12 protein-coding genes and 1 pseudogene are annotated in these 13,959 nt (G+C 71.1%); 6 read left to right on the top strand and 7 right to left on the bottom strand.

Annotation, left to right across the window (positions count from 1 at the left end):
- Nucleotides 1-125 precede the first annotated feature (125 nt).
- Nucleotides 126-800 carry a DUF6585 family protein gene (locus ABD269_RS12810; protein ID WP_344117954.1) on the bottom strand — a complete coding sequence of 225 codons (675 nt, stop codon included), beginning with the start codon at nucleotides 798-800 and terminating at the stop codon, nucleotides 126-128.
- A gap of 113 nt (nucleotides 801-913) precedes the next feature.
- Nucleotides 914-3,796: a M4 family metallopeptidase gene (locus ABD269_RS12805; protein ID WP_425572885.1), complete on the bottom strand. Its 2,883-nt coding sequence runs from the start codon at nucleotides 3,794-3,796 to the stop codon at nucleotides 914-916.
- Between the two features lie 424 nt (nucleotides 3,797-4,220).
- Here ABD269_RS12805 and glsA point away from each other — a divergent pair, with 424 nt between their 5' ends.
- From glsA to ABD269_RS12790, 3 genes are all read left to right on the top strand, one after another.
- Nucleotides 4,221-5,852: a glutaminase A gene (gene glsA / locus ABD269_RS12800; protein ID WP_344117953.1), complete on the top strand. Its 1,632-nt coding sequence runs from the start codon at nucleotides 4,221-4,223 to the stop codon at nucleotides 5,850-5,852.
- A gap of 131 nt (nucleotides 5,853-5,983) precedes the next feature.
- The gene (locus ABD269_RS12795) at nucleotides 5,984-7,954 is read left to right on the top strand and encodes an APC family permease (RefSeq protein WP_344117952.1); all 1,971 of its coding nucleotides are present in this window, start codon (nucleotides 5,984-5,986) and stop codon (nucleotides 7,952-7,954) included.
- Nucleotides 7,955-8,068: 114 nt separating this feature from the next.
- Complete coding sequence (locus tag ABD269_RS12790) at nucleotides 8,069-8,902, top strand: GNAT family N-acetyltransferase (protein ID WP_344117951.1); 834 nt, start codon at nucleotides 8,069-8,071, stop codon at nucleotides 8,900-8,902.
- A gap of 82 nt (nucleotides 8,903-8,984) precedes the next feature.
- Here the strand turns inward: ABD269_RS12790 and ABD269_RS12785 are convergent, their stop codons facing one another.
- Entirely contained in the window at nucleotides 8,985-9,545 is a 561-nt protein-coding gene (locus ABD269_RS12785; protein ID WP_344117950.1) for a GNAT family N-acetyltransferase, read from the bottom strand.
- A gap of 49 nt (nucleotides 9,546-9,594) precedes the next feature.
- Between ABD269_RS12785 and ABD269_RS12780 the strand changes: the two genes are divergently transcribed.
- The gene (locus tag ABD269_RS12780) at nucleotides 9,595-10,215 is read left to right on the top strand and encodes a TetR/AcrR family transcriptional regulator (protein WP_344117949.1); all 621 of its coding nucleotides are present in this window, start codon (nucleotides 9,595-9,597) and stop codon (nucleotides 10,213-10,215) included.
- Nucleotides 10,216-10,279: 64 nt separating this feature from the next.
- Here ABD269_RS12780 and ABD269_RS12775 read toward each other — a convergent pair.
- The 4 genes and pseudogenes from ABD269_RS12775 to ABD269_RS12760 all read right to left on the bottom strand — a co-directional run.
- A pseudogene (locus tag ABD269_RS12775) lies at nucleotides 10,280-10,462 on the bottom strand (ATP-binding domain-containing protein); the annotation flags it as partial.
- Between the two features lie 7 nt (nucleotides 10,463-10,469).
- A complete protein-coding gene (locus ABD269_RS12770) occupies nucleotides 10,470-11,195 on the bottom strand; it encodes a restriction endonuclease (RefSeq protein WP_344117948.1) in 726 nt (241 codons plus the stop codon).
- A gap of 38 nt (nucleotides 11,196-11,233) precedes the next feature.
- Entirely contained in the window at nucleotides 11,234-11,914 is a 681-nt protein-coding gene (locus ABD269_RS12765) for a restriction endonuclease (RefSeq protein ID WP_344117947.1), read from the bottom strand.
- A complete protein-coding gene (locus tag ABD269_RS12760) occupies nucleotides 11,914-12,126 on the bottom strand; it encodes a hypothetical protein (RefSeq protein ID WP_344117946.1) in 213 nt (70 codons plus the stop codon). The genes ABD269_RS12765 and ABD269_RS12760 overlap by 1 nt, the downstream gene beginning before the upstream one ends.
- 457 nt (nucleotides 12,127-12,583) lie before the next feature.
- Between ABD269_RS12760 and ABD269_RS12755 the strand changes: the two genes are divergently transcribed.
- Both ABD269_RS12755 and ABD269_RS12750 read left to right on the top strand, forming a co-directional pair.
- Nucleotides 12,584-13,006: a hypothetical protein gene (locus ABD269_RS12755; protein WP_344117945.1), complete on the top strand. Its 423-nt coding sequence runs from the start codon at nucleotides 12,584-12,586 to the stop codon at nucleotides 13,004-13,006.
- Nucleotides 13,003-13,956: a hypothetical protein gene (locus ABD269_RS12750; RefSeq protein WP_344117944.1), complete on the top strand. Its 954-nt coding sequence runs from the start codon at nucleotides 13,003-13,005 to the stop codon at nucleotides 13,954-13,956. Before ABD269_RS12755 ends, ABD269_RS12750 begins: the two co-directional genes overlap by 4 nt.
- Nucleotides 13,957-13,959 lie beyond the last annotated feature (3 nt).

The raw sequence follows: 13,959 nt of genomic DNA, 5'->3' as shown, positions 1-13,959 counted from the left end.
GAGGGCCTGAAGCGTGCGGTGGCTGCGGCGCAGCGAATCCATGGCCCGATCGTAGTGGTCCTCGTGCAGGGCGTCACTCGGCGGCCCGCTCGACGCTCTGGACCCCGCCCGGCCGCGCAGGGGTGTCAGCCCCGTAGTCGGTCCGCCAGGGCCAGGAGCAGGTAGAGGTTGGCGACTTTGCGGACGCTGGCGGCGTTCAGGAGGCTGCGTCCCCGGGCGTCGCGGATCCACACCGAGGCGTTCGACACGCTGACCTCGGTGATCTCCGTCCAGGCAGCGGTCTTCCCCTTGTACGACACGCCGGCCCGGTCGAGGGAGACATGGCCGAACCTCAGAGTCTCGCCCCTGCCCAGCCGTTCGAGCGCCGTCTGCCCCTGTGTGCGCAGTATGCCCTTCTGGATCTCCGGACCCCACTGCCCCTCGTACCGGACCCAGGGGCCGCGCGTGTACGACAGCACGCCCGCGGCCGCCAGATCGCGCTTGAAGAGACCGTGCGTGCCGGGCCCGATCGTCAGCGCGGCGCCGCTCGGGTCGATCAGCGTGTACGCGGCGTCCCTGATCGAGCCGTTGACTGTGCTCAGGTTCTGGAGGACGCTGATCGACTCCCAGCGGAACACCCACTCGCCGCCCTCGGGATCGGTGACGACCAGACCCTCCTCGTACAGGTGGAGCCGCGCGTCGCCCCAGGCCTTGCCGATGCGGCCCTTCTTGTTGGCGGCCGCCATCCGCCAGCGACCCAGCCGCGCCTGCTCCGCCAGCGCCGTCACCCGGCCGTCCGGTCCGGGTATCAGCTCGTCCATGGGAACCCCCGTGATGAGACGTCATTTCTGGCGATCAACCTAGACCATGTGATCCGCCGAGACTCCGCGGTTCGCTTCGGGAGGGTCCGCCCCGGGCCGGGTGCCGGCGGAGGTCAGCCGCAGTTGCCCGCCGGGCGGGCGCGGGTGAGCAGGTCGGTGTAGCCGGTGGTGGCGTCGAGCCACACCACCTGTCGGCCGCCCGCGGCGGTGGGCCGGAGCTGCTCGCCGCGGTTGCAGGAGACCCGGCTCCTGCGTGAGCCGTCCGGCGAGAACTGCCACAGTTTGCCGAGCGTCTCGTTGCTCGGGCGGGTGTCCGGCGTCCGCGTGCCGACGGTCACCGCGTCGTCGGAGGCGGTCAGGGTGACGCCCTGCAGCGCGTCCTTGCCCGCACCGGGACTGATGTCGACGGTGCCGGTGCCGTCGAGGTTCGCGCGGCGCACCGCGGTCAGCCCGCTGTTCGGGTCGTTCCCGGCCAGCCAGTAGACGTACGCGCCGGTGATGGCGGTACGGCCGACGGTGTCCGGTGTGCCGAGCTGCTGCATCGTGGTGCGTTTGCCGGTGGCGGTGTCCAGGACCTCGGTGTCGTACTGCCACCCCTTGTTCCCGCGGTGGAAGTGGGAGAAGGCGATCCGGCCGTTGTTGAGGGATGCGTCCGACGTGCCGGCGTAGCGGCTCCAGGGGACCGGGGGCACGGCGACCGGGTCGGTCTCGCCCATCCGCAGGTACATCACACGCGGGCCGCCGCGGTGCTGGTGGGCGGTGAAGGTCACGATCTTCCCCTCGACGCTCAGCGAGGAGATACGGCCCAGGTTGGCGGAGTTGGAGAACAGTTTCCTGATGGGCCCGCCGGCGAGCGGCCGTGCCAGGACGTCCGAGGAGAGGCCCCGGTACGCCTGCCACACCACGGTTTTGCCGTCGGTCGCCGGATCCGTGTGGAAACGCCCGTCGTTGGGGCTGATCAGCTTCTTCTCACCGGTGCCGTCCAGGCGCCCGGCCCACACCGAGTACGGTTCGGAGCCGTCGTCGTTGGACTTGGACGCGGCCCACCAGCCGCCGCCCGCGCCCACGGACGTGTAGCCGTCCGTGTTGATCCTGCCGAGCAGCTGGTCGGAGTCCACGCCCATGGCCTGCTCCCAGCCGGGCACGATGCCATGGGCGTCGAAGGCGCGCTCGACGGACCTGAGGTCCTTGTCCGCGACCTTGAGGTCCTTCGCCGCGGCGATGACCGCCGCGCGGGCCTCGGTGAAGCCGTCGAGCGGGGTCATGTACTCGGTGAGCGCCTTGTAGACGATCCTGTCGGCGAGCGTGCGGTCGAGGTCCTTGCGGATGTCCCACAGGGCGCCCGAGAAGATCGTGGAGTTGAGGTGCACACCGCCGCTGTCGGTCGCAAACGCCACGCCGAGGAAGGACTTGGAGGTGGTCCTGCCGTCGTTCAGGTCACGGGTGGCGCACTCACGGGGGCCCTTCGTCCGGCACAGCGCCTCGCCTATCAGCCCGGAGTCCGGGCTGTCCATGGGGACGCCGTACGCGTCGGTCTTGACGGCGTTGCCGAAGTAGTCGGCCACCGCCACGCCGAGCGCTCCGGACTGGCCCGCGTGGACGAGGTTCGCGCTGCTCTCGATGACGCCGTTCGTCATCTCGTGGCCCACGACGTCCAGCGCGGCGGAGGCCGGGCGGTACTCGCCGTCACCGCTCCCGTAGATCACCTTGGTGCCGTCCCAGACGGCGTCGTCGGCGTACCCCCAGCCGATGCCCACCAGGGAGTTCACGGCCATGCCGCGGCCGTCCAGGCTGTTCCGGCCGTGGACCTCCTTGTAGTAGTCGTACACCTTGCCGGCGCCCCAGTGCGCGTCGACCGCGCCCGCCTCGGTCGCCTCCTTGCCGAAGGCCGGGTCCGGTGATCCGAACTCCTTGAGGCCGGGTGGCCAGACGCCCGAGACCTCGGACAGGCTCCGGCCCCGCGCGTCCCACGTGGAGATCCGGTTCCTGTCGCCGCCGTCCTGTGACCGGGTGCGGTCGCGCAGCACGTACGCCTTGCCCGAATCGTCGCGTTCCACCTGTAGTCCGACGGCCTTCCCGTCGAGCTTGACGCCGGAGCCCTGCGTCCCACCGGCGCCTTGCGCAAGGGCGGGGCGGCCCTTTCGCTCCGGTGAACTCCCGGCTCCAGTAGCCTCCTTGGCCCCGGCCGTCGCCCTGTCGGACGGCTTGGCGAACGTCTTGATGCCGCTGTACTGGAGGACCGGGTACCCGGTCCGCGCCTCGACGTACACCTCGCGCAGCACCGGCGCCCCGGTGGCCGGGTCGGTGCCCCGCACGGTGACATGCCGGGTGAGCACACCGGCGCCCCTGGGCAGGACGACCAGCCCGCGAGCGGTGCCGGTCAGCGGCTCCTCGACCTCGTCCGGCCCCTCGTCCTTCCCGCCCCGGCCGGGCCGCCACGGGCCGAGCTGCGCCTCGACCGCGCCGACCGCCCGCTCGACCGCGAGCTTCTCGTCGACCCCGGGCTCGACCGCGACCTTCAGCCCGGTGAAGTACTTGCCGGAGGTGCCGGTGACGACGCGCTCGCCGTCCTTCGTCTCCATCCGGACGACGTACTGGCCGCCGAAGACGTCCACTCCCCGGTGCTTCTGCTGCAGCCGTACGGCCTCCGAGTGGCCCGCGATGGTGGTCCGCACGGGCTCCAGGTCCCGGTCCGGACGCGCGATCCGGTAGCGGCTCTCCTTGTCCGCGAGATATCCGCGCGCCGCGTCGGCGGCGCTCCCCGCCGCTCTCACCCGCTCCCGGATGCCGCTCACCAGCGCGGGCGTCGCGGTGCGCTGCCCCTGGATCACCTCCCCCGGACCGGAAGGCGGCGCCGTGGCCGCACTCGCGGGCACCGCGGAAACGACGAGTGCGGCGGCGCCGATCAGCGCCGCCGCACCGGATATGCCGTGCCGTGCTCTGGATGCTTCCGCTCTTGGTCTGGCTCCTGCCGTACGCGCCCTGGGCTTACGCACGGATACCCCCTCCACGAGACGCCTGCCAGAGAGTGTCTGACAGTCGGAACATTTCCGGGCAGGACCATGCAATCGGTGCCGCGTCCGCCCGTTCAATGGGTGCGACGAAAATGCGTGGGCGAGTTTCGGACCGGTGGCGGACCCTCCGGCCCGGTACTGCCACCGCTCGTGGCGCCGACCGGCGCGCGCCGGAGCGTTTCGCGGGTGGAGGGCGCGCGGGGAGTGGAGCGCCCTGATGTTCGCAACCGCACCACCGGGCGGAATGCGCCGGTCTCGGCGCGGCTGGTTTTCGCCACCGGTGGCCGGGAATCGTCGGTGCGGCAGGGATTTCTGGGGGCAATGCACCCCATCGGCCGGGAGCGCCCCCGGGTCACCGGCAGGGGCGCGCGAGGCTCCGCCTGCCGCGGCTGATCGGAGGGGGTCCTTGGCTGTTGCGAAGAACGGGAAGCGGCCTGCGGACCGTTCCTCCACACCACCCGGGACCGATCCCCACCAGGGAGCAGCGCATGCGGGCGCCTTCGGCTGTTTCGAGCAGGGCTCTTCCGGCAGGCTCTCTCCCGACCGGCTGCTGAACGTGCTGCGCCGGACGGGCATTCTGCCCGACGACCCCAGGATCGCCGAGACCGTCGCCAACCTGGACCGCGCCCGCCCCGCCCCGCCGCCGGCCGAACCGTGGCTGCTGGCCGCCGAGGAGTTCGCCGCCGCCACCCAGCGCAACCGCGGCATCATCGAACGGGCCGCCCGCGGCGAACTCGCGGTTCCCGACTTCCCCGCGCTCGTGGCCGACCTCCAGCGCATCTACCAGGAGGTCCGCGCCGACCGCAGGGGCGCCGTCGCCGCGTACATCCCCCAGCTCGCGCGGGTGGACGCCGACCAGTTCGCGATCTCGGTGTGCACGGTGGACGGGCAGCGCTTCTCGATCGGTGATGCGGACGTGAACTTCTGCCTGCAGTCGGTGTCGAAGACTGTCAACTACTGCCTGACCCTGGAGGAGCACGGGCCCGACACCGTCCACCGCCATGTGGGGCGGGAGCCCAGCGGGCAGGGCTTCAACGAGCTGACCTTCAACAAGGCGGGGCTGCCGCACAACCCGATGATAAATGCCGGGGCCATCATGAGCTGTTCCCTCATCCAGCGCGGCCTGGACGCCGCGGACCGCTTCGACTTCGTGGCCGACACCTGGAAGCGGCTCGCGGGAGGCCGCGGCGTCGGGTTCAACAACTCCGTCTATTTATCCGAGCGCAACACCGCCGACCGCAACTTCGCGCTCGGCTACTCGATGCGGGAACGCGGCGCCTTCCCGTCCGGCACAGATCTGCTGGCCACCCTGGAGTTCTACTTCCAGTGCTGCTCGATCGAGGTCGACGCACAGCAGCTGGCCGTCGCCGCGGCCTCCCTGGCCAATGCCGGGGTGTGCCCGCTGACGGAGGACCCCGTGTTCTCCGCCCGGACGGTGCGCCACTGCCTGTCGCTGATGTCCTCGTGCGGCATGTACGACTTCTCCGGCGAGTTCGCCTTCACCATCGGTCTGCCCGCCAAGAGCGGGGTCTCCGGCGCCTTGATGCTGGTCGTGCCCCAGCTGATGGGCATCGCCATCTGGTCGCCCCGGCTGGACGCCCACGGGAATTCGGTGCGGGGGATCGAGGTCTGCCGCGGCCTGGTCGACTGCTACAACGTCCACACCTACGACCTGCTCACCGGCACCGGCGCGGGGTCCGGCAAGCGCGACCCCCGCCTCAGGCGTCAGCAGAGCGCCATCGAGGGCATCGTGGGGCTGTGCTTCGCCGCCAGCCAGGGCGACCTCAACGAGATCCGCCGGCTGACCGCCTGCAACGTCCCCCTCGGCGCCGCCGACTACGACGGGCGCACCGCCCTGCACCTGGCCGCGGCCGAGGGGCACCGGGACATCGTCGAATTCCTCCTGTCCATGGGGGTCGACCCGCAACCGGTCGACCGCTGGGGCGGCACGCCCCTGGACGACGCCAACCGGTTCGGACACCGTGAACTGGTCCAGCTGCTCGCCGACGCGACCGGCACGGACCTCGCGGGGCGGTAGCCGTACGGCGCCATGAAGCGGTGGGTCCCGGCACGTGACGGTCCGCTGTTGTGAACCCCGAGGGACAGGCGGACGGAGGCCTGATGGATACTCGCTCCTCTTGCCCGAATGATTTACAGGGGACCACAGCAATGACCGCCACACAGGTCGACAAAGCGCCCGAACCGGAACCAGTCACCCGCCCCTGGCGGGCCTGGCTCCTGGAGGGGCTGAGCGAGCAGTCGGCCCGCCACCCCGGGCCGCACGGCACCCCGCCGGCCGAGCACAAGGGCCACCGGTGGTGGCGTGTCATGTGCCTGACCGGCGTCGACTACTTCTCGACGCTCGGCTACCAGCCGGGCATCGCCGCGCTCGCCGCCGGGCTGCTCTCGCCGCTGGCGACCCTCGTGCTGATCGCGCTCACGCTGCTCGGGGCGCTGCCCGTCTACCGTCGGGTGGCGAAGGAGAGCCCGCACGGCGAGGGCTCGATCGCCATGCTCGAGCGGCTGCTGCCCTGGTGGGCGGGGAAGCTGTTCGTGCTGGTGCTGCTCGGCTTCGCTGCCACCGACTTCATGATCACCATCACGCTGTCGGCGGCGGACGCCTCGGCGCATGCCGTGGAGAACCCCTTCGCGCCGCACTGGATGCACGGCGGCAGCATGTGGATCACCCTGGTGCTGATCGCCGCCCTCGGCGCGGTCTTCCTCAAGGGCTTCCGCGAGGCGATCGACGTGGCCGTCGTGCTGGTGTCGGTGTACCTCGTCCTCAACGTCGTCGTGCTCGTCAGCGCGGTCTGGCAGATCATCGGCGAACCGGTCGTCATCGACGACTGGTGGCACGCCGCGACCGCCGAGCACTCCTCGCCCATAGCCATGATCGGTGTGGCCCTGCTGGTCTTCCCCCGTCTCGCGCTGGGCATGTCCGGCTTCGAGACCGGCGTGGCCGTCATGCCGCAGGTCCGCGGGGATGCCACCGACGCCTACGAGAAGCCCGCCGGGCGGATCCGTGACACCCGCAAGCTGCTCACCACCGCCGCCCTGATGATGAGCGGGTTCCTGCTCGTGAGCAGCCTTGCCACCACCATCCTCATCCCGGCGAAGGAGTTCGAGAAGGGCGGCGCGGCCAACGGCCGCGCACTGGCCTACCTCGCGCACCAGCACCTGGGCGAGGCCTTCGGCACGGTGTACGACATATCGACCATCGCCATCCTGTGGTTCGCCGGAGCCTCCGCACTGGCCGGGCTGCTCAACCTCGTCCCGCGGTACCTCCCGCGCTACGGAATGGCACCGGAGTGGGCCGGAGCCGTACGCCCGCTGGTGCTGCTCTTCATGGCGATCGCCTTCGCCGTCACCTACCTCTTCAACGCCGACGTCGACGCCCAGGGCGGCGCCTACGCCACCGGCGTGCTCGTGCTGATGCTGTCGGCGTCCTTCGCCGCCACCATCGCCGCCCGCCACCGCGCGCACCGCACCGCCACCATCGGCTTCGGCTTCATCACCCTCGTCTTCGCCTACACCTTCGTCACCAACGTCATCGAACGTCCCGACGGCTTGAAGATCGCGTCCATGTTCATCGTGGGCATCCTGATCACCTCGCTCGCCTCCCGGATCCACCGCGCCTTCGAACTGCGCGCCGCCGACGTCACCTTCGACGAGGCCGCCGCCCGCCTCATCGACGACGCCGCCCGCTCGGGGCCCCTGCGCGTCATCGCCAACGAACCGGACGAGCGCAACGCGGCCGAGTACCGCACCAAGGAGTACACCCAGCGCGAGGAGACCCACATCCCGAGCGGCGGGCCCGTCCTCTTCCTCGAAGTGACCGTGCGCGACTCCTCCGACTTCGCCGCCGACGTCACCGTCACCGGCGAAGAGCGCTACGGGGTCCAGATCCTGCGCGTACAGGGCGCCGGCGTGCCCAACACCATCGCCGCGGTCCTGCTCCAGCTGCGCGACCGCACGGGTCAGGTGCCCCACGCGTACTTCAACTGGACCGAGGGCCACCCGCTCAGCCACCTGCTGCGGTTCCTCGTCTTCGGCGACGGCGAGGTCGCCCCGGTCACCCGCGAGGTCCTGCGCCGCGCGGAACCCGACCTCACCCGCCGCCCCCGCGTCCACGTCGGCTGAACCGCTCCCGCCGCCCGCCGGGCCGAGCTCCCGACGGGCGGCAGCGGCTGGGCCCGGCCGTAATGCGGTGGCGGTGGTTCGCGACCTGCTGCTTGTATCCCCGGTGTGACATCTATGGAGCTTGACGGTCGTCGTGAACTGCTGGACCGGCTTGAGCAGTACTACGACATGGTTCCCCGGGCCGGTGCCCGGATCGAGGACTTCGGCCCGCTGACCCTGTTCGTCCGGGAGGGACAGGGCTGGCCCTTTTACGCACGCCCTGCCCATGGGTGGTCCGGAGCGGTGAGTGCCGACGATGTGACCCGGGTGCGTGTCCGGCAGCGGGAGCTGGGCATCCCGGAGAGCTTCGAGTGGGTCGCCGAGACCACGCCCTCACTGCGGGACGCTGCCGAGGCCACGGGGCTCGTAGTGCACGAGCACCCCCTGATGGTGCTCGGCCCGGAGGCGCCGACCCGCGCCGTGGCCGAGGTGGCCGAGGGTGTGGTGCTGCGGACCCTCGGGCCCGGCGACCCCGTGTTGCCGAGCGCGCTGGCTCTTCCCCACCTGGCCTTCGCCGAGCCCGGAACCCGCATCGGTCCGGCCGGTGTGCCGGAACTGGACGAGGCGGTGCGTGGCCACGCCGGTGACGGGTCGGTGGACCGTACGGCGGCACGCATCCTGTCGGGCCTGACGTGCGTTGCCGCCGCAGTGGAGGACGGAAGGGCGCTGTGCGCCGGCCAGCACCAGCCGGTGGGAACGGTCAGTGAAATCGTCGGGGTGGGCACCTTGCCCGCCGCGCGCCGTCGCGGGCTCGCGCTCGCGGTCACCGCGGTGCTGGTAGCCGATGCCCGCTCACGGGGCGTGGAGACCGTGTTCTTGTCCGCAGGAGACGAGGACGTCGCCCGGATCTACGCCAGGCTCGGCTTCCGTCGAGTCGCAACCGCCTTGATCGCGGAGCCTGCCGAGTAGGGACTGCGGACATTCCGTTGGCGCGGACGGCACCCCTTCTCGCCGGCCCCCAATGCCGCGCGGTTGTGTGCGAGGAACGGTGTCAGGAGTCGATGTTCCCGTCGGCCCGCCATTCAGGGGCGAGGATCGCCCAGATCTGCTTGTCGTGGCGGGCGCCTCCGTAGGGCCAGGACTCGCGCCGTACGCCTTCGAGCGTCATGCCGAGCCGCTCGGCCACCGCCGAGCTCCGCTCGTTGTCGGCCCGGCAGTGCCACTCGGCGCGATGCAGCCCCCGGGAGGTGAACGCCCAGTCCAGCAAGGCGCGGCACGCCTGGGTGACCAGGCCGTGGCCCTCGGCGGCGGGCTCCAGCCAGCAACCGATCTCGCAGGAGCCCGAGGCGGCGCTGAAGTCCGTGAACATCACGCCGCCGACCAGTGCGCCGTCGAGCCGGATGCCGTACAGGCGGGCGCCGTCCGCGGCCTGCCGCTCCGCGTACCGGCCCAGCGTGGCCCGCGCTCCGTCGAGGTCGTCGGTGACGAAGGCGGGCCCGACCCACGGCCGGATGTGCTCGCGGGCCCGGTCCATGTGGGCGGCGAACTCCTCGGCGTGCCATATCTCCAGCGGCTCGAGGCCGGCGTTGTCCCGCAGCGGGAGAGAGAACATGCTGATCCCCATTTGCATAACAAGCGTTACGGTTATGTACGGTAGCAGCATGCCACGCACCAAGGGGAACCACGAGGCCCGTCGTCGCGACGTCTCCGAGGCGGTCTGGCGGGTGCTGGCCGCGCACGGCTTCGGCGGGCTGACCCTGCGAGCCGTCGCCGCCGAACTCGGCGCCACCACCGGCCTGCTCACCCACTACTTCCCCGCCAAGCGCGACCTGGTCGCGTACGCCCTCGACCTGCTCGAGCAACGCAGCGCCTCCCGCCCCCGGCGCGCCGCCGGAGCGGGCCTGTCCGCCGTGCGGGCCGCCATGCTCGACATCCTGCCGCTGACCGCAGAGGCCACCGACGCCAACCGGATCTGGGTGTCCTCCTGGGATGCCGCGCTCGCCGACCCCGCTCTGAGCGGGGACCACGCCCGCAGGTACGCGCAGGGCCGCGACAGGCTGCGCGACCTGGTCGCCGCGGCCCAACAGCTCGGCGAACTGCCCGCCGGAGACCCGGCGCGCATCGCGGCCGGCGCCCAGGCCTTCGTGCTCGGGCTGGTGGTGCAGGCCCTGTTCGCCCCGACGGCGTTCCCACCCCATCGCCAGGTCGAGCTCCTCGACGACTATCTGGCGTCACTGGCCTCCCCGCCCGTGCCGCACGGCGATCGCACGGTCCCGTCCTGACCACGTGGTGTCGCGGTCCGCGCGAGCGTCCGACGGGGCCCCGGCTGCCACGTCCTGGCCGTCGTCAGGAGCTCGTGAGGATGACGAGTTGCCGGGTCGCCCGGGTCATCGCGACATAGCGGTCGACCGAGCCCTCGACACCCTTGCCGAACTCCTCCGGGTCGACGAGGACGACCAGGTCGAACTCGAGCCCCTTCGAGAGCTCCGGGGTCAGCGACCGGACGCGGGACGTCGCCCGGAACGTCGGAATGACGTCACCGTGTTGCGTCCTGGATTCCCAAGACGTCGTAGAGGTGCTGTCCATGGGCCCAATTCTTCAGTTCAGGACGGCCCATGAGGATGAGCTCGTGGTGCGCGGCGAAGTCGATCGCAGGCTGAGTGAATCCATTCAGCGCGATCATGATCGGGAGGTCCGCTCCGTGATGAGGGCGAGCTGTGCCGTTGAACTTCTGGACATGCCCTGATCCGACCGGGTTTTGGTACTGCTTGCATTGCAGGATCAGAAGGCGGTCCTCGTCGTCACGAGCGCTGACGTCTACGCCGAGGTCTCCCGCGCCTCCGACCCGCCGTGTGTTTCGGAATCCGTCGCGGGCCAGGAGGTCCGCGCACGCCTGCTCGAAGCCCGTCGCGCTCATCGCGGAGAACTGCTTCATCTTGAAGGTCAGCGCATTTGGGCTTGCCGATTCGCCCGGCGGAGCGGTGGATGCGTAGGCCTCGCCGTCACCGAGATGGGCGTAGGTGTCGGGGCCGAGCAAGAAGGTCAGCAGCTTGGCGAGCAGGAGGAGCGCAGACAGCCCGCCGGTGACGATGAGCGTGGTCCACCAGGGGTGATCGGCTATCAGGCGCCACAGGTCCACGGTGATCCATTGGCTGACGTCCTCGGTGAGCCACTTCCACAGCACCTTGCCGACAGCCAGCGCAACGACGACGAACAGCAGGAATTTCAGCAGAGGGTCGAGTGACCCGTCTTCATCGAACACCACACCTCCGGGATGTTGGTGACGGATGGGAACGCCTGTCAGGCGGCCCGCTTGAACCGGCCCCGGCGGATGCGTGCGGAAAGACCAAGAAGCTCGTGCAGCGCGGTGCCGCCTTCGGCCCAGCGCCGGAGCCTTTCCCGGTCGACCCAGTGGATGCCGTGCCGGTCGCCCCAGGCCGTCGCGTCCCGGGTGAAGGTGCCGTTGGTGACGACGACGGCGTGGTCGGCCCGGTGGACGGGGCCGGCTGTCCCTTTCACCGCGTACATCACCGATGACCCCACCTTCCCTCCCGCGCGGGTGTGCTTGGCCTGTACGACGATCCGGCCGCGCTGCCGATGGTCACCGATGACGTCGGCGGCCTGATCGCCACCACCGCCCACGCGGCGGGCCGGCCAGCCATCGCGGGCCAGCAGGTCCCGCAACGCGCACTCGAACTGCCGGTCGTCCATGGCGTCGAACTCGGCGAGCGTGACCCGCAGCACGGCCAGCCGCTCGGCGTCTCGCCGCCGCCCGTGCACGGCCCGCGCGATCCGCCAGGCCCCGAAGGCGCCCGCCGACAGGGCGAGGGCCAGTGCGAACGGCCATGCCTCCTTGAGCGCCTCGACGGCCGCGGTGGTCATCCGGACGGCCAGGAACAGAACAGCCAGCGCCACGACAGCCGCCGAGAGGATCTCGGCCGCTCCGCGCGGGCGCCGCAGACGGGACGGCTTGCGCCCCATCAGCGGGTGGCCGCAGTGGAGGCAGTCGGCTGCGGATGCGCGGGCGGCGTCGAAGTGGTTGCCTCGCCGAACCCGAACACTTGCCCCCACAGCCAGACGGCGGCCAGCAGACCCGCGATGACCCAGCCACTCATCCGCTTCGCACTCCGCGGCTTCGGATTACGGCGGATGTGCGCGCGTACGATATGGAACCCGTCCGGCACCTTCGGCATGGTGTCCCCTCCCGTCGGCGAGCCACGGTCGCGGCTCGTTCCTCGAATCGGTGTAGCAGCGGCCACTGACAGAAACTGATGGATCACCACGTCGCCGACCACGGCCGAGCCGCCATCAAGCCACGGGCGTCGCACAGCCTGGCCGCCGATGAGACCGAGAGCCTGGGCTGCTGACCTCGGCGGACGTGCTCCAACTCCCGTGCTGCCGGGCGCAGGACCTCACGAGCCGCAACGATCTGGGCATCTCTCACCTGCAGAGACAGCCCTCCGGCCCGCCAGGCGGCGCCCCGGTGATGAATGGCGAAAAGCAGCGGGAGCGTGCTCTCCGGCCGGTGCGGCCTCACGTGGACAGGAATTCGAGTCGCGTGAGTGCTCGTCCGCCGGACACGGCCGTGCGGCGCATGCATCATATGGAATCCGTACCGCGCCGCAGGCGCACCGAGCGGGGGAGTGCGCCATGAGGGCTGTTCGCCGGGAAGAACTCGACGATGTGCTGCTGTGGGTGCGCCGGAACGGGTTTCCCGGTGAGTTCCAGGACAGTGACCTCGACGGCGCGCGGCGACTGCTCGCCTCCGCCTCCGGAATCCGAGCCGTGGTCGTCGCCCTCGGGGCCCGGATGTTCCGGTGGGTGGACGCCGCCGGGGATGAACCCGTGCAGCTGGCCGACGATGCCGTCGCGGGGCCGCGCGAGACGGCGGGCGGTTTCGCGCTCGGCACCGGTGACGGCGCCACGCTTCCCGGTCTCCCGGTGTCCTGGGCGCTCCTGGAGTTCCGCTGCCCGCAGGGGGACACCACGGTGCTCGTCGCGCGCTACCCGGCCACACCACTGTCGTGCCCTGAGCATCACGTGCCGCTGGAACTGCACGAGGACGGCACATGAGTGACGTATCCGGCCTTGCGAAGGGCGCCGGCCAGTTCACCGCGTCGCGGTTCGCGATCGTCGGCTATCTGCCGTCCTACGCCGCCGTGTTGTACGTGACGGCCTTGCTCGCGGCGCGGACGCGGACCGGCCGGATCGATCCGGGCCGCGCGCTCGACCGTCTGCACGGCCTGTCGGCCGCAGAACTCGCTGTGCTCGCCGTCATCGCGCTGCTCGTCGCGGCCTTCCTGCAGCCGCTGCAACTGCCGCTCGTCCGACTCCTCGAGGGGTACTGGCCGCGGGGAACCGGCGCACTGGCGCGGATCGCCGTGAAAGGTCAGGAGCGTGCCCGGCGCCGCCTCGCCCTGGACGCGGAGGTTCCACCGGACCCCGCGGAAACCGAGCGGCAGCGGGCCCTCGTCGCCGCCTGGCAACTCGGCCGCCGCTACCCGCCCGGCCCGGTGCCGCTGCTCCCCACCGGGCTCGGCAACGCGCTGCGCGCCGGCGAGGCGAGCGCGGGCTCGGCGTACGGCGCGGACGCGGTGCCGTGGTGGCCCCGGCTCTATCCGGTGCTCGGCGACCGGATGCGGGCGGTCGTCGACGACCGGCGCAACCAGCTCGACCTGGCCTGTCGCCTGAGTGTCACGGCGGGCTTCACGGGGCTGCTGAGCGTCATCCTGCTCATCCGCAGCGGCTGGTGGCTGACGAGCGCGGGCGTACTCCTCGCGCTCGCCTGGGTCGCCTACCGCGGTGCGGTGTCGGCGGCTCTCGGCTATGCGGAGGCGCTGTCGGCAGCCTTCGACCTGCACCGTTTCGACGTCCTCACCGCCCTGCACCTGCAACTGCCCGCCGACCCGGCCGCCGAGGTGACGCTCAACCGCCGGCTGTCGCGGTTCTGGTCCCAGGGCGTGCCGCTCACCGGCGTCCCTTACGTCCATGAACCGGCCGCACCGGGCGAGGACGCCGACTGAGAG

The organism is Streptomyces blastmyceticus (assembly GCF_039521185.1).
Classification (GTDB): domain Bacteria; phylum Actinomycetota; class Actinomycetes; order Streptomycetales; family Streptomycetaceae; genus Streptomyces; species Streptomyces blastmyceticus.
This window is presented reverse-complemented; position numbering and strand designations above follow the sequence as displayed.